Source organism: Clostridium cavendishii DSM 21758 (genome assembly GCF_900141845.1).
In the GTDB taxonomy this organism is placed as follows: domain Bacteria; phylum Bacillota; class Clostridia; order Clostridiales; family Clostridiaceae; genus Clostridium_AG; species Clostridium_AG cavendishii.
Genome location: NZ_FQZB01000013.1, coordinates 44,671 through 61,237, shown reverse-complemented (window position 1 = coordinate 61,237; position 16,567 = coordinate 44,671). Strand labels below are relative to the sequence as shown.

12 protein-coding genes and 1 other annotated feature are annotated in these 16,567 nt (G+C 29.2%); of the genes, 7 read left to right on the top strand and 5 right to left on the bottom strand.

What is annotated here, in order from left to right; translation table 11 throughout:
• Nucleotides 1–33: 33 nt before the first annotated feature.
• On the bottom strand, nucleotides 34–1,428 hold the full coding sequence (asnS, locus tag BUB01_RS15205) for an asparagine--tRNA ligase (RefSeq protein WP_072989749.1): 1,395 nt from the start codon (nucleotides 1,426–1,428) through the stop codon (nucleotides 34–36).
• Nucleotides 1,429–1,516: 88 nt separating this feature from the next.
• Nucleotides 1,517–1,762: a binding site (T-box leader), on the bottom strand.
• A gap of 179 nt (nucleotides 1,763–1,941) precedes the next feature.
• Nucleotides 1,942–2,640 carry a metallophosphoesterase family protein gene (locus BUB01_RS15200; protein WP_072989731.1) on the bottom strand — a complete coding sequence of 233 codons (699 nt, stop codon included), beginning with the start codon at nucleotides 2,638–2,640 and terminating at the stop codon, nucleotides 1,942–1,944.
• 179 nt (nucleotides 2,641–2,819) lie between these two features.
• On the opposite strand from BUB01_RS15200, the gene BUB01_RS15195 reads away from it, so the two are divergent.
• The 4 genes from BUB01_RS15195 to BUB01_RS15180 all read left to right on the top strand — a co-directional run bounded on the left by BUB01_RS15195 (nucleotide 2,820) and on the right by BUB01_RS15180 (nucleotide 7,544).
• Complete coding sequence (locus tag BUB01_RS15195) at nucleotides 2,820–3,893, top strand: M24 family metallopeptidase (protein ID WP_072989728.1); 1,074 nt, start codon at nucleotides 2,820–2,822, stop codon at nucleotides 3,891–3,893.
• Nucleotides 3,894–4,311: 418 nt separating this feature from the next.
• Entirely contained in the window at nucleotides 4,312–5,349 is a 1,038-nt protein-coding gene (locus BUB01_RS15190; protein WP_072989725.1) for a LacI family DNA-binding transcriptional regulator, read from the top strand.
• A 116-nt stretch (nucleotides 5,350–5,465) separates the two neighbouring features.
• Nucleotides 5,466–6,638: a phosphopentomutase gene (locus BUB01_RS15185; RefSeq protein ID WP_072989722.1), complete on the top strand. Its 1,173-nt coding sequence runs from the start codon at nucleotides 5,466–5,468 to the stop codon at nucleotides 6,636–6,638.
• Between the two features lie 87 nt (nucleotides 6,639–6,725).
• The gene (locus tag BUB01_RS15180; RefSeq protein WP_072989719.1) at nucleotides 6,726–7,544 is read left to right on the top strand and encodes a purine-nucleoside phosphorylase; all 819 of its coding nucleotides are present in this window, start codon (nucleotides 6,726–6,728) and stop codon (nucleotides 7,542–7,544) included.
• 132 nt (nucleotides 7,545–7,676) lie between these two features.
• Here the strand turns inward: BUB01_RS15180 and BUB01_RS15175 are convergent, their stop codons facing one another.
• Nucleotides 7,677–9,437, bottom strand: coding sequence for an ABC transporter ATP-binding protein (locus tag BUB01_RS15175; RefSeq protein WP_200802887.1), 1,761 nt, complete (start codon nucleotides 9,435–9,437; stop codon nucleotides 7,677–7,679).
• A 36-nt stretch (nucleotides 9,438–9,473) separates the two neighbouring features.
• Nucleotides 9,474–11,213: an ABC transporter ATP-binding protein gene (locus tag BUB01_RS15170; protein ID WP_072989713.1), complete on the bottom strand. Its 1,740-nt coding sequence runs from the start codon at nucleotides 11,211–11,213 to the stop codon at nucleotides 9,474–9,476.
• A 412-nt stretch (nucleotides 11,214–11,625) separates the two neighbouring features.
• Between BUB01_RS15170 and BUB01_RS15165 the strand changes: the two genes are divergently transcribed.
• From BUB01_RS15165 to BUB01_RS15155, 3 genes are all read left to right on the top strand, one after another.
• Nucleotides 11,626–12,192 carry a YdcF family protein gene (locus BUB01_RS15165; protein ID WP_072989710.1) on the top strand — a complete coding sequence of 189 codons (567 nt, stop codon included), beginning with the start codon at nucleotides 11,626–11,628 and terminating at the stop codon, nucleotides 12,190–12,192.
• Between the two features lie 391 nt (nucleotides 12,193–12,583).
• Nucleotides 12,584–13,576 carry a glycosyltransferase family 2 protein gene (locus BUB01_RS15160; protein ID WP_072989706.1) on the top strand — a complete coding sequence of 331 codons (993 nt, stop codon included), beginning with the start codon at nucleotides 12,584–12,586 and terminating at the stop codon, nucleotides 13,574–13,576.
• A gap of 236 nt (nucleotides 13,577–13,812) precedes the next feature.
• Nucleotides 13,813–14,802: a metallophosphoesterase family protein gene (locus BUB01_RS15155; protein WP_072989703.1), complete on the top strand. Its 990-nt coding sequence runs from the start codon at nucleotides 13,813–13,815 to the stop codon at nucleotides 14,800–14,802.
• A gap of 216 nt (nucleotides 14,803–15,018) precedes the next feature.
• On the opposite strand, the gene murC is transcribed toward BUB01_RS15155, so the two are convergent.
• The gene (gene murC / locus BUB01_RS15150) at nucleotides 15,019–16,392 is read right to left on the bottom strand and encodes a UDP-N-acetylmuramate--L-alanine ligase (protein ID WP_072989700.1); all 1,374 of its coding nucleotides are present in this window, start codon (nucleotides 16,390–16,392) and stop codon (nucleotides 15,019–15,021) included.
• Nucleotides 16,393–16,567: the final 175 nt, after the last annotated feature.

Genomic DNA, 16,567 nt, shown 5'->3' with positions numbered 1-16,567 from the left:
GCTTTAATTTAAAACTAGCCTTTTTAATGATTTTTAGAATTCTGAAGTTCCAGTAGTTCTTGGGAATGGTATTACGTCTCTGATGTTTGACATACCAGTTATATACATTATAAGTCTTTCAAAACCTAGACCAAATCCAGCATGCTTAGTTTCTCCGTATTTTCTAAGCTCTAAATACCACCAGTAATCTTCTTCGCTTAAGTTAAGTTCAGCAAGTCTTGCCTTAAGCATATCAAGTCTTTCTTCTCTTTGGCTTCCTCCGATGATTTCACCGATTCCTGGAACTAGACAGTCCATAGCAGCAACGGTCTTTCCATCGTCATTTAATCTCATATAGAAAGCTTTGATTTCTTTAGGGTAGTTAGTTACGAATACAGGTTTTTTGAAGATTTCTTCTGTTAAATATCTTTCATGTTCAGTTTGAAGATCTATACCCCATTCAACTGGATATTCGAATTCTTTACCACAAGTTTTTAATATTTCTACAGCTTCTGTATAAGTTACCTTACCAAATTCTGAGCTTACTACGTGATTTAATCTTTCTGATAATCCTTTATCTACGAATTGGTTAAAGAATTGTAATTCTTCTGGACATTCATCCATAACATACTTAATAACATACTTAAGCATTGCTTCTGCAAGGAACATATCATCCTCTAAATCTGCAAATGATATTTCAGGTTCTATCATCCAGAATTCAGCAGCATGTCTTGCTGTGTTTGAATTTTCAGCTCTAAATGTTGGTCCAAATGTGTAGATATTTCTAAATGCTAAGGCGAAACATTCACCATTTAACTGACCTGAAACTGTAAGATTAGTTTCTTTTCCGAAGAAATCTTGTTTATAATCTATAGCTCCTTCTTCAGTTTTTGGAATGTTGTTTAAATCCATAGTTGTAATTCTAAACATTTCTCCAGCACCTTCACAGTCTGAACCTGTGATTATTGGAGTATGAGTATATACAAAGCCTTGTTCTTGGAAGAACTTATGAATAGCATATGCAGCTACACTTCTTACTCTAAACACAGCTGAGAAAGCATTACTTCTAGGTCTTAAGTGAGCTATACTTCTTAGGTATTCAAAAGTATGTCTTTTCTTTTGAAGAGGGTAATCAGTGTTACTCATACCTTCGATTATTACTTCTTTAGCTTGGATTTCAAATGGTTGTTTTGAATCCGGAGTTTCTACTAATGTTCCTATAACTGATATTGATGAACTTATAGGAAGTTTTGAAATTTCTTTAAAGTTTGCAAGGTTATTATCAAAAACAATTTGAACATTTTTGAAGAATGAACCATCATTAACTTCTATAAAACCAAAAGCATTAGAAGCTCTTAATGTTCTTATCCATCCTGAAATTTTCACATCTTTTCCTGCGTATTCAGCAGTGTGTCTGTAAAGACTTTTAACTAAAATTACTTGATCCATTTTTTTAGACCTCACTTTCGTTATTATTATTCCAAAATCTAGTGTTTTAATTATGGAATTTTAAATATAAAAAAACCCTTCATCCACATAATGGGACGAAGGGTAAAATTCGCGTTACCACCCAAATTGTCATAAAAATTTATGACCACTCTAATCAGTACAAGTAATACTGTTCAAAATATAACGGTTTGACTCCGTCTAAGTCTACTCTCTAAAAAGATTTCGGTTAGAAACTCAGAGATGTTCTTCAATATAGGTCTCGTTATGGGACTTACACCATCACCCACTCGCTATAACTACTTCCTAAATCTACTCTTCTCTTCAACGTAATAAATTATTTAATTTGATTAATTATGATTTTACACTAAAATTGTAATATTTGCAATAATATAAATATGAAATATTATATTATTTTAAGTGACAATCAAATCTTTACTTTAATTATTGGAGCTAGGAATGATTTTGAAAATATTATATGAATAGTAAATTATTATGTAGTATGTTTTTTTAAAATTATTCTAAGCCACTTTCATATGATTTAACTAAAGGAACGGGGAAATCTTTCAGTTCCATATCTTTCATAGTTCTAGTAAACTCGTATTCTACAGATTTTATGATTACTTTAGGCATTCTTTTATTTTCAATTTCTAAAATGGCATAAGTTGCATTTGGACTACCATTCTTAGGTTTTCCAACACTTCCACAATTCACGATTATTTTGTTATTAATTTCTTTGTGATATGGGATATGAGTATGGGCACAAACTAGAATATCACAGTTTGCAGAATTAATAACTTGTTCCATTTCAACATAATCTTCAGTTACATATTCATTAATTTTTCTAGGACTTCCATGAACAAATAGTATGTCCTTATTTTGGATATTAAGTGAAATAGAATTAGGAAGATTATCTAAATAATATTTATTAGATGTTCTAAGCTCATCAGCAGTCCAAGGTAAAGAAAAAGAATTTGTATTAGTTTCTCTTATATAAGTAAAATCATTATCAACTACAGAAGCATCATAGTTTCCTTTAATACACAAAATGTTTCTTCTGCGTATAAGAGAAACAACTTCATTAGGATGAGGTCCATAGCCAACTAAATCGCCTAAGCAAACTATAGTATCAACATTTTCCGTATCTATATTTTCTAAAACCCTCATTAAAGCATATATGTTTCCATGTATATCAGATATAACAGCAATTCTCATAATAAAATCTCCTTATAAATTTAATAAAATAATAACAAAAATATTATAACACCTAAATAGAGGAATAAAGAGGTTATGAAAATTTTTTAAAGATTTATTAATATTTTTATCAATATAGCTATGAATTATAAATAGAAATTATGATATAATTATGAAAAGAATTCTAAGGAGGGTACATAATGAAGAATTTAAGATTAAAAAGAGTATTAGAAAAGATGGAATCTTGCGATATACCACAGATGGTGATCTCATCACCAGCGGCTATTTTTTATTTAACAGGAAAATGGATAGAGGCTGGAGAAAGAATGGTAGCCTTATATATAAATACAAAAGGTGATAAAAAACTTGTAATAAACGAGTTATTTCCAGTAAATGAAGATTTAGGTGTTGATTTAGTTTGGTATAAAGATGTAAATGATCCTGTAGAGATATTAGCAACATTTACAGATAAAACTCAAGTCTTAGGAATAGACAAGAACTGGGCAGCTCATTTTCTTATAAGATTAATGGATAGAAAAGGTGCTTCTGGATATGTTAATGGTTCATCAATAATAGATGAAATAAGAAGTATTAAAGATGAAGAAGAAAAAGAATTAATGAGAGATGCATCTAAGGTAAATGATAAAGTTATGGCTGAAATAATAAAACATGTTTCTTTAGAAAAAACAGAAAAACAAATGTGCACAATACTTGGTGATCTTTATGAAAAAGAAGGAACTCAAGGTTTTTCGTTCTCACCTATAATAGCTTATGGAGCAAATGGTGCAGATCCACATCATGATACAGATAATTCACGTCTAAAAAAAGGCGAGGGAGTTATAATAGATATTGGATGTAGAAAAAATGATTATTGTTCAGATATGACTAGAACAGTATTTTTTGGAGAACCATCTGAAAAAGCTAAAGAAGTGTATAATGCTGTTTTAGAAGCAAATCTTAAAGCTATATCAGTAGTTAAACCAGGAGTTAGATTCTGTGATATAGATAAAGCAGCAAGAGATGTTATAGAAGGTTATGGATATGGCAAATACTTTACTCATAGAACAGGTCATAGTATAGGTATAGAAGTTCATGATTTTGGTGATGTAAGTGCGGCAAATACTGATACGGTTAAACCAGGTATGATATTTTCAATAGAGCCAGGAATATATCTTCAAGGCGAAGTTGGAGTTAGAATAGAAGATTTAGTTATGGTAACTGAAGATGGTTGCGAAATTTTAAATAGTTATCCAAAAGAATTAATAATATTATAAAAGATAAAGTGTATTTATCCAAATAATTTTAATCATAAATTAATTAATAATTTTAATTTAAAACTACAAATTATATTATAAAATTAATGAAAAAACATAAGGCTATTGGTAAAATTACCAATAGCCTGTTTTACTTTATGTTTCGAGTTTTAATTGTAAAAAACTGGTTGAAAGATGTCGATTTTTATTAAAAATTTTACTCTGAAAAGATAATAATAAAAATTTTATCTAGAAAAATTTGTTGCATTTTATAAAACAAATGAATAAACAAAAAAAAAGTGCAAATAATAATAAATTTACCATTGAAAAAAGAAATGAAAAGCTATACAATAGTATTAAGAAAGTTTTTGTAACTAAAGATTAATTAACAGTGAAAGCGTTATCAAAATTATTCAAACTTACAAAAAGGAGGTTTATTATGTCTATTACAATTAATGACATTGCAAAAGAAGCAAATGTTTCACTTGCAACTGTATCTAGAGTTTTAAATGATTCAGGATATGTTAAAGATGAAACAAGAAAAAGAGTTGAAGAGGCTATTGAAAGATTTAATTATACTCCTAGTGCGATAGCTAGAAGTTTATCTAAAAATGTAACATCAACTATAGGAATTGTAGTTCCTGACATAACAAATCCATTTTTTGGAGAAATAATAAAAGGGATCAGTGAAGTTGCAGAAGCTAATAATCTTAATATTATATTATGTGATTCCAATGAAGATATGGACAAAGAATTAAAAGCCATTAAAACTTTAAGAGAACAAAGAATTAGAGGTCTTATAATTAGTCCAACCTCTGTGGAAAATGACATAAATAGTGAATATCTTAAAGCTTTAAATAATTTAGGAATACCAGTTGTTCTTGTAGATGGACATTTAAAATATTCTACTTTTAGTGGTGTATTTGTTGATAATCTAACAGGAACGTATGATGCAATAGAAGCTTTAATTAAAGAAGGGCATAAAGATATTGGAATAATAACTGGTAGAATGAATTCCAAACCTGCAAAAGATAGACTTTTAGGTTATGAAAAAGCTTTAATGATGAATAATATTAAAATAAATAAAGAATTTATTTTATATGGAGATTATAGTATAGAAAGTGGTTATAATTTAACTAAACAATTATTAAAAAAGGAAAATAAACCAACTGCTTTGTTTGTATGTAATAATTTTATGACATTAGGTTGTTTAAAAGCGCTTAATGAGATGAATATGAGTTTTCCAGATGATATATCATTAATGAGCTTTGATAAAATAGATGTTTTAAACTTTTTAGGAATGAATTTAAGTCATGTTGAAGGTCCTTCTTTAGAGCTTGGAAGAATAGGAATGGGCTTATTAGTAGATAGTATAAATGATAAAGAAAATAGTGAAATCAAAAATATTACATTGACTCCTGAGTTGAGACTTAAAGGTTCTGAAGTGTTTATAAAAGAAAAAAGTATATTAAAATAAATGAGGTAACTCATTTGTTTTATAAAATTAACGGTAAGCGCTTTCAAAAATAATTTAAAAAGTGTAATATTTATTAATATAATATAATTTAAGAATTTAAAATATGAGGTGATATTATGATTAAAAGAGTTATATGGATAGTTTTAGATTCAGTTGGTATGGGAGAATTACCAGATGCAGATAAGTATGGAGATAAAGGGTGTAATACAATAGCGCATGTAGCAGCCTTTAATAATGGACTTAATATTCCTAATATGGAGGCTATAGGTCTTGGAAATATAGATGGAATGATAGGGTTAAATAAGGTAGAAAACCCAACTGGATGTTATGGAAAGCTTCATGAAGCTTCAAATGGTAAAGATACAGTAACAGGACATTGGGAAATGGTTGGCATAAAATCAGAAGTTGGCTTTCCAACCTATCCAAACGGATTTCCAGCTGATGTAATAAATAAATTTGAAGAATTAACTGGAAGAAAAGTTATAGGAAATAAACCAGCGTCAGGAACAGAAATTTTAGATGAACTAGGTAAGGAACAAATGGAAACAGGAGCTTTAATAGTTTATACTTCAGCAGATAGCGTTTTCCAAATAGCTGCTCATGAAGAAGTAGTTCCTGTAAAAGAACTTCATAGATATTGTGAAATGGCTCGTGAAATGTTAACTGGAGAACATGCTGTGGCTCGTGTTATAGCTAGACCATTTATAGGAACACCAGGAAACTTTACAAGAACTCCAAATAGAAGAGATTATGCATTGCTTCCACCACATAAAACAGCTTTAGATAATTTAAAATCTAAAGGTTTAAGTGTAATGGCAGTAGGAAAAATAGAAGACTTATTTTCAGGTGAAGGTGTAACAGATGCAGTTCATACAAAGGATAATATGGACGGTGTAGATAAGACTATAGATTATATGAAACAAAATAAAGATGGTATTATTTTCACAAATCTTGTTGACTTTGATATGAAATGGGGACATAGAAATGATCCTAAGTCTTATGGTAGAGGATTAGAAGAGTTTGATGCTAGAATGCCAGAAATACTAGCTAATATGAATGACACAGATGTATTATTCATAACAGCTGACCATGGTTGTGATCCAACTTTCCCAGGAACTGATCACACTAGAGAATATGTACCTTTCTTAGCTTATGGAAAAGCATTGAGAGAAAATGTTAATATGGGTATTAAAAATGGTTTCTATACTATAGGTCAAACAATATGTGAAATTTTTGGAGCAGAGCCAATTATAAATGGAGAAAGCTTCTTAAAAGAAATACAAAAATAAAATATAAAAACAATATAGATAAAATTCCAGTGTAATTATAAATATTATTACACTGGAGGATTTCAAATAATTTATGAGGTGAAGATAATGGAATTAATGAACAAAATTAAAGAAGCAGCAGATTTTATATTATCAAAGTCAAAATACAAGCCACAAATAGGACTTATATTAGGTTCCGGATTAGGTGCTATAGCGGATCAAATCGAAGATGCAGAGTATTATTCATATAATGAATTACCAAACTTCCCAGTATCAACAGTTGAAGGTCATGCTGGAAGATTAGTTATAGGGAAATTTCAAGGTAAAGAAGTTGTAGCTATGCAAGGAAGATTCCACTTCTATGAAGGCTATAATATGAGTCAAGTAACTTTCCCAATTAGAGTTATGAAGCTTATAGGTGTCGAAAAAGTAATAGTTACAAATGCAGCTGGTGCTGTTAATACATCATACAAACCAGGAGATTTAGTTCTTATAAGTGATCACATTAATTTCTCAGGTACAAATCCGTTAATAGGTGGAAACCTAAGTGATTTTGGAACTAGATTCCCTGATATGTCAGAAGCTTATAACAAAGAATTAAGAGCTAAAGTTAGAGAAATCGCTAATGGATTAGGAATAGATTTAAAAGATGGGGTGTATGCTATGTTCACAGGCCCTACTTATGAAACACCAGCAGAAGTAAGAATGGCTAGAGTTATGGGTGCAGATGCTGTTGGTATGTCAACAGTTCCAGAAGTTATAGTGGCAAATCACAGTGGAATGAAAGTTCTAGGTATTTCTTGTATGACTAACATGGCAGCAGGTATACTTGAACAACCATTAAATCACCAAGAAGTTATGGAAACTTCAGAAATGGTTAGAGAAAAGTTTATAAACTTAATGACAAATGTAATTAAAGAAATATAATATAAAAATAGTGTGGAAATTAAATTTTCCACACTATTTTTTTAAAAGTTTATTTACTTTAGGTTGTTTACTATAAGTTCCTATTCAAATACTTTGATTTGGTAATAGGAGTTTCCTTATATCAATTATTGTTTAAGCACCTTCGTTAAGGAAATTGTACTGAGCCATATAAAGATTGTAATAAATACCTTTAAGTTTAAGAAGTTCATCATGAGTACCAGCTTCTTTAATCATACCGTCATCAACAACCATTATTTTATCACAATCTCTTATGGTTGAAAGTCTATGAGCAATAACAAATGAAGTTCTTCCATGAAGAAGTTTTTCTATTCCTTTTTGTACTAAACGTTCAGTTTGAGTATCTATATTTGAAGTGGCCTCATCAAGAATTAATATTCTAGGATTTGCTAGAAGAGCTCTAGCAAATGAGATTAGTTGTCTTTGCCCTAATGATAACCTAGAGCCTCTTTCATTAACTTCTGTTTGGAAGCCTTTTTCTAGTTTTATTATAAAATCATATGCATTTACAGCTTTTGCAGCAGCAATAACCTCTTCATCTTTAGCATCTAATCTACCATATCTTATATTTTCCATGATTGTAGTTGAGAATAAGAAGGTATCCTGAAGCATTATACCCATTTGCTTTCTGTATGATTCTAAGTCAACATTTTTTATGTTTTTACCATCTACAAGAATTTCTCCAGAGGTAGTGTCATAAAAACGACTTAGAAGTGAGATTATAGTAGTCTTACCTGCACCTGTAGAACCTACTAAGGCTATATTTTCACCAGGATTTATCTTAAAGCTAACATTATTTAAAACTATGCCACTGTCTTCTTCATATTTAAAAGTAACATTTTTAAATTCTACACTACCTTTAATTTGGGGCATCTTAGGGGCATCTTCTAAACTAATTATATCAGGCTCTATATCAAGTATATCAAAAATTCTATCTGCTGCAGAAAAATTGGTTATTAGAGTATTATAGAAATTTGATAGATTCATTATTGGACGCCAGAACATACCTATATACATAGAAAATGCTATAAGTGTTCCTACAGTTAAAGTTCCTGAGTTTATCAAGGTATAGCCAGTATAATAAACTATAACTATACCAACACCCCAGGAAAGTTCTACTAAAGGCCAAAAGAAATCATTAAGACGTACTGCCTTAACAAATTTATCTATAAGTTCATTTAGTGTTTCTTTGAAGCCTTCAGAGTTATCTTTTTCGGTAGCAAAAGCTTGAATAACTTTCATACCAGAAAAGTTCTCATGTGCTAATCCAAGCAGATTAGAACGTTTTTTTCTATAAGCATCCCATCTTACTCTAGAATGAGTTTCTATATAGAACATGGATATACATAAAACTGGCAGTAACATGATGGTTGTTAAGGCTAATTTAAAGTTCAATAAAAACATCATTATAGTTACACATATAAGGCTTAAAAGTTCAGGTATTAAGCTGGTTATGCTATTTGTAAATAAAGTTTGTAGAGCATTTACATCCCCCATAACTCTTGCTAGTATCTTACCTACAGGTCTATTGTCGAAGAAAGAAAAAGAAAGCTTTTGAATATGGGCGTATAATTCATGCCTTATATTTACTAAAATATTATTAGTTATAGAAGACATCATAACTAACCTAACTTTAGAAGCTATCATAGACAAAAGATTCAAGATAATTAGAATTAAACCTATATAAATTAGTCCGTTAACATTAGGTGTTTTTATATCAACATATTTATCTATAGCTATTTTCAATAGGTATGGATTTAATACTCCACAAAGCATAACAAATACAAGAAGAGTTAATACTATTACTGTTTTAAACTTATACGGTTTTAGATAACTGAGCAACCTTTTGATTATCTCTCCTTTACTTCTAATCATTTGTTCTTCATCTTGTTTTGTTGTATTCTTAGCCAATTAAACCACCTCCTCGTTTATAGATTTTTCAAAGTCTTTAAATTGTTCACAATAAATATCATAATAAAATCCTTTTTTAGCTAATAGTTCTGAATGAGTTCCCTTTTCTTTTATCTCGCCATCTTCAATATAAAGAATCATGTCAGCATTCTTAACAGCTGAAATTCTATGAGCAATTATAAAGGTTGTTGCATTTGTTTTTCTACTATTAAGATTCTTTAATAGTTCATATTCAGTTTCCATATCTAGTGCAGAAGTAGAATCATCAAGAATTAGTATAGGAGCATTTCTTATTAATGCCCTAGCAATAGCTATACGTTGCTTTTGACCACCTGAAAGTCCAATACCTCTCTCCCCTATTTGAGTTTCAAATCCATCTTGTAATTCTTCAATAAATGAAAGAGCACAAGATGCTTTACAGGCTGATAATAACTCTTCTGTAGAAGCTGATTTATTACTGAATAAAACATTATTTTTTATTGTATCTGAGAATAGGAAGGTATCTTGAGGAACAATAGACATATTCCTCCTTAAGGTCTTAAGGTCTAAATTTTTAACGTTTATACCATCAATTAAAACCTCGCCATCAGCTACATCATAGTATCTTCCTATAAGATTTAGAATAGTTGATTTACCTGAACCTGTAGTACCCATTATTGCAACTGTACTACCAGGATTTATATGAAGATTTATATTTTTTAATATTAGCTCATCATTATATTTAAAGTTAACATTTTTAAATTCTAGCTCACCATTTATAGTTTCAGGTATTATAGGGGCTTCGCAATTTTTAATTTCAGGTTTTCTATCTAGTATTTCAAAAATCTTTTTCGCGGAGGCTTGATTCTGAGCTAAAATATTTGTAAGCCATCCAAGCATTCTCATAGGCCAAATTAAACTCCAAATATAGGTGCTGAATGCGACTAGGGTACCTAGAGTAAGTTCGCCTTTAATAATAAGATAACCACCAAAGATTATCATAATAACTAATGAAATATTAGTTAGGAATTCCATTGGAGGAAAATACTTGCCTATAGTCTGAGCTTGTTTCATATTTAAATCATAATAAGTTCTATTAAACTTAAGAAATTTTAATATTTCGTGCTTTTCTCTTGCAAAAGCTTTTACGAGTCTAACACCTGCAATGTTTTCTTGTGCAGCCGTATTAATTTCAGCAGTTTGATCACTTATCTCCCCATAACAATCGCCGAATTTTTTTTCAAGCTTTATAGCCATATATCCAATTGGTATCATAACTACAATACAAGCTAAGGCCAATTTATAATTTAGACAAAATAATATGACTGAACTTATAACAAAGTATAAAATGTTTTCTACAAACAGTCTAAGACCGAAGGCAATAGTTTGCCAAATATTCTCTATATCTTCACTCATTCTAGACATAAGTTCTCCAGTGTTGATATTATCAAAAAACTTAAATTCTAAGCTTTGTATATGCTCAAAAAGTTCAATTTTAATATCTTGATGAACTTTAGCAGAAAGAACATCAAAAAGATATTCTTTAACATATCCCAAAACTGTTTTTGCTAGAGTGATACCTAAAATTCCTAGGATTATAGGCATTAAAAGATTGGTTTCCTTACCTATAATGACATTATCAATTATCATTTTTTGTAAATAAGGTGTAACACTATCTATTGCTATAATAACTAGCATGGCCAGTGTTGGAATTAATAAAAGTGCTTTGTGTTTTAATAAATATTTTAGTATCCTTTTCAATAGTTAAAACCCCCTTTTTATTTTAAAGCTAAGAAAAGTAGTTTTTTAGTGCAAAAAAGGCTGTGGATAGCCACGGCCTTTTATATTTTAAGAAAATAAAAAAAGGTTGTGGCAATAATAACCCACAACCTGTAATATGCATTAAAAGCTAGATATTTAATAACAAAATATCTTGGAGTATGGGCTACTGTTATTTAAATTTGAAGAATTATTAATTTTTTGATTTACAAATAATCTGTTTAACATTTTGCCGACCTCCTTTTTAAAAATCCGTTATAGTACAATATTACAACTAATGTAATATTGTGTCAATATAAAAATTAATAAATTTATTAACTTTTTGAATTTTATTTAAGTATATAATTATAGTAACAATTTCAATTAATATTAAGTATTATGTAGGAGGATAGCTATGAAAAAGAAGGTAGTTAGATTGGTTACAGGGTTAGTGGCATTTATATTGGCTTTTCAAGTTTATATTTATATGCTTCCGATTACTACAAGCGAAAAGAAATGTTCAGCAATACTTATTTTAGGTTGTAGAGTTAAGGGTGAGGTTCCAAGTGCTTTCTTAATGGAGAGGACAAGGCATGGAGCAGAGCTGTTTAAAAAGGGCTATGGCGAATATATAATAGTATCAGGTGGAAAAGGTAGTGGAGAAGATATTTCTGAAGCAGAAGCTATGAAGCGTATATTAATTGAAGAAGGAGTACCTAAAGAAAAGATAATAGAAGAAAACAAATCTACAAGTACAGCTGAAAATTTAAAGTTTTCATCAAAAATAATTAAAGAGAAAGATTTTAATGATGTGCTAATAGTATCAAATGAGTTTCACCTTAGGAGAGCTTCTATTTTGGCAAAAAAGAACAATATAAAAGCTAGTTATTCAGGTGTTTTTGTAAGCGGATACAAGTATTTAGAACTTTATGGTGGGATTAGAGAAATCCCAGCAATAATAAAAGATGTGCTTCTTAATTAGTGGGTCTGCATAAAAACTATTTTTTAGTAAAGGATAACTTAAAACACAAACTAAAACAGGCGATTGGAAGCTTCAAGTTTACCAAGCGCCTTATATTTTTTATTAATTTAGTAATATAGTTTATAACTTTAAATTAGATTTATTGATTAATTCATGAGGCAAGTTATTCTGATGTAGCAGCCTTATATTTTTTTAGGTATAGGATGTTGAAATATAGAAATAGTGGAAATTTTGTTGCTAAAAAGAAGATAAAATTTGGGCTTATAATATTAGGGGATATTAGAAAGTTGATTTTTATCAATAGAATTTAAGTAGTTCAGGGTATATAATATATGTATTAATTATGACAATTAGATGATAAGGTTAAAACGTGATTAACTAAGGAGGATATATGAAAGCGAATTTATTTTTAAGTATAATAATACCTATGTATAATACAGAGGATTATGTTACTAAATGCTTAGAATCTCTTAATAAACAAAAAGATAAAGACTTTGAGATTTTATTAATAGATGATGGGTCAACAGATAAATCTTATTTAACAGCTATTAGATATTTAGAAAACACTGATTTAAAATATAAGATAACTAAGCAATCTAATAAGGGGCAAAGTATAGCTAGAAATGTTGGGATTACAGAAGCTAGTGGAGAATATATATTATTTCTAGATTCAGATGATTTTGTAAGCGAGAATTTAATTAGTTGTTTAAAGAATAATATTAAAAAAGAAAAGTTTGATGTTGTTTTATTTAATTATAATAGAGTAAATAGTGACTATAAGGTTATGAATAATAAAAAAGTAAATTTAGATTTTTCAAACATTTCAGGAATGGATATTTTATATGCTTATAAAGACAATAAATTTAGTTTATGGACTTCTAGCTTAGTTTATAGTAGAGGTTTTTTGCAAGAAAATAAGATGAATTATTTAGAAAATGTTTATGGTGCGGAAGATTTGAATTTCATTTTTAAAGCTCTAATATTAGCTAATAAGATAACCTATATAGATAAAGAATTAAGCTATTATTATCAGAGAAAAAATTCACTTACAAATTCACCTAATATACTTAAAAATATAACTGTAATTGATGCGTTTGAGGATGTCGTTAAATTTGTAGGGGAGAATAATATAGACAGTGAAATAATTGATATTATAGAAAGAGAATTTATACCAGAACATATAATGTATCAAATATTAGGTACATTAAATAAAGATACAGTTTCAGATGTTAAAGGTATCCTGAACTTAAAGACTGTTAAGGGGTATTTAAAAAGAGCAAAATATGAAACTACAAGATATGGAAAGATATTTTTTGTATGGATAAAGCTTGCAGCTTATGTACCTAATATATTTATTAAACAGTATTTAAAAAAGAAATCTTAGTTCTATAGATATATTTCAAATGAAGATTAGTATATAAACTCTATTTAGGATTAATTTTTAGTAATAGATCTTAAATAGAGTTTTTATATCAAATAAGTGTAAATTTAAAGTTGCTATTTAAATTTACTTTTTAAGAATTTTTTGTAAAATAAATATTAACTATTTTTACATTGAATTCGTATATAGAGTAAATACTACTATTAAATTCTATATTAACCATTGAAAGGAGTGTACATATGAAAAAAGTATCATTTAAGTTAATGTTCATGATTTTTATCTTAATTATGGGTATAGTTTTAATTGGTTGTAATAAAACTTTATCTAAAAAGGATGAAGCAAAGGCAGAAGCTACCTCTGTTAAGGTTATAAAAGAGGCTGATGTTAAAAAGGATGAGGATTCTGGATTGTCTTTTAGTGTATTAGGTGATGTGCATGAAGATGTGAATAATTTTAATGAGGCTGTGGATGATTTATATAATATAGATAACAAACAAGATGCATTAATTTTAAATGGAGATGTAGTTGGTCAAGGGCTAGATGAACAATACGTTTCTATGAATAAGGCTATAGAAGCTAATAAATCTAAGTTACCAAAGACAATTATAAAAAATATAGGAAATCATGAATTTTTTGATTATAGAAAAGATAGAAATACACAAGATGATGTTAACGAGTTTATAAAAAGATATCTTGATTTTTCAGGTGAGGATAGAGTTTATCATGATAAATGGATAGAGGGATATCATTTTATATCATTAGGTTCTGAAAGTGGAAACACTAAAGAGCTAGGATCAGTAAAAGCATATTTATCAAAGGAGCAACTTAAATGGTTTGAAGAAACTATTAAGGAGAAATATGAAAAAGGAAAGCCTATATTTATTTTCTTGCATCAGCATATAAATGATAGTATAAAGGGGTGGAATGGTAGTGACCAAAGAGAAAAAGTTAAAAAGATATTATCAAAATATCCAGAAGCAATAATATTTACTTCACATACTCATCTTCCTTTGGAGAAGATTAACCTATCATTAAATAATCCATATACAATGGTTCACACAGGGGCTGTTCAATACAGTCTTGTGATTGATAATAATGGTAAAATTACAAGACCATCATATAATGAAGGAATTTATGTTTCCGTAAAGCAAAATAAAGTTACTATAAAAGGTAGGAGATTTAAGGAGCACAGATGGATTTTTTCAAAGGATATAGAATATAAAAAGTAAAATATAATAAAAAAATGTTTAGTCTTGTTATTTCAATGTTTTAAGACATATCAAAAAAGCCAATTTTGTGACAACAATAAGGCATAGGTATCACAAATTCCAAAAAAGAGAAAGGTACGGAAAGGTTCTAATAAAATTAAGATTTATTACTTTAAACCCAAAAGGGGCATCGCTCATGATTAAAATTTAATCATTTTGCGACACTCCCTTTTAAATTTACTTTAAAAACATTTCTCCAACTTTAACCACATCACCAGCACCAACTGTAAGAAGAAGATCTCCGTCTTTAACTTTTGTTTTGACATAGTTTAAAGCTTCTTCATGAGAATGGACATTTGTGCATTTAACACCATGACTTCTTATAGCATCTCCAAGTTCGTCTGAACTTACTATACCAGTATCTTTTTCTCTAGCTGCATATATATCCATAAGGATAAGTTCATCGCAGTCATAGAAGGCTTCTGAGAACTCGTTAAATAATGTTTTTGTTCTTGTGTAAGTGTGAGGTTGGAATATACAATAAATGTTTTTGTGGTCAGTTTTTTTAGCTGTACTTAAAGTAGCCTTAATTTCTACTGGATGATGAGCATAATCATCTACTACAGCAACACCGTTCTTGTTGCCCTTAAATTCATATCTTTTATGAGCACCTTTAAAAGCTTGTAAACCATCTATTATAGCATCATATGATAAATTAAATATAATACCTACACAAACAGTTGAAAGTGCATTTGAAACATTATGCTTTCCTGGTACATTCAAGCTTAGGGAAAGAAGTTTATCTTCTCCTCTATAAACATCAAAAGTACCACAACCTCTTCTATCATAAGTTATATTCTTAGCTCTTATAATACCATTGTCAATACCATAGCTTAAAACATTACATTTTGCTTTGCTCATAATTTCAGAAACTCTAACATCATCAGCATTACCAACTAAATATCCATCATTAGGTATAAGGTCTACAAATTTTTCAAAGGTTTCTTGTATATGATTTATATCTCTATAGTAGTCTAAATGATCAGCGTCTATATTTAAAATCATTCCTACATATGGATAAAACTTTAAAAAACTTGCTTTATATTCACAAGCTTCAGTAACGAAGTATTCACTATTGCCTATCCTGAAGTTACCATTTATTAAGTCTAAATCACCACCAACTAATATAGTTGGATCTAAGTTAGCACTTAATGTTATATGAGAAACCATAGAAGTACAAGTAGTTTTGCCATGAGTACCAGCTACAGCTACATTATATTTATGACCTTTCATAATCCTACCCAAGAATTCGGCTCTATCCATAAGTGCTATATTGTCAGAAGTAGCTTTAACTATTTCTGGATTATCTGAAGGTATAGCTGCTGTATAAACAACTAAATCTACATTATTTAGGTTGTTAGCTGAATGACCTATGTATATTTCAGCGCCTTTAGCTTTAAGTCTATCTGTTATTTCTGATTCTTTAGAGTCAGAACCTGATACCTTATAGCCGTTATTTAAAAGTACTGCAGCTAGACCGCTCATACTTACGCCACCTATACCTATAAAATGAACTTTCTTATGCTTATCGTTTAATAAATCGAAAGACAAAATATCAACTCCTCTATTGATTCAATAATTCAACCTTTAATTTTGGGATTGAATTTACTATTATTAATTATATACATTTTTTGTGAAAAACACACGCCAAAATAAGTATATACAACTTATTTTATGATAATTTATCGATTTTGTGAACCAAAGAAAAAAGAAAAAGCTAATTGTT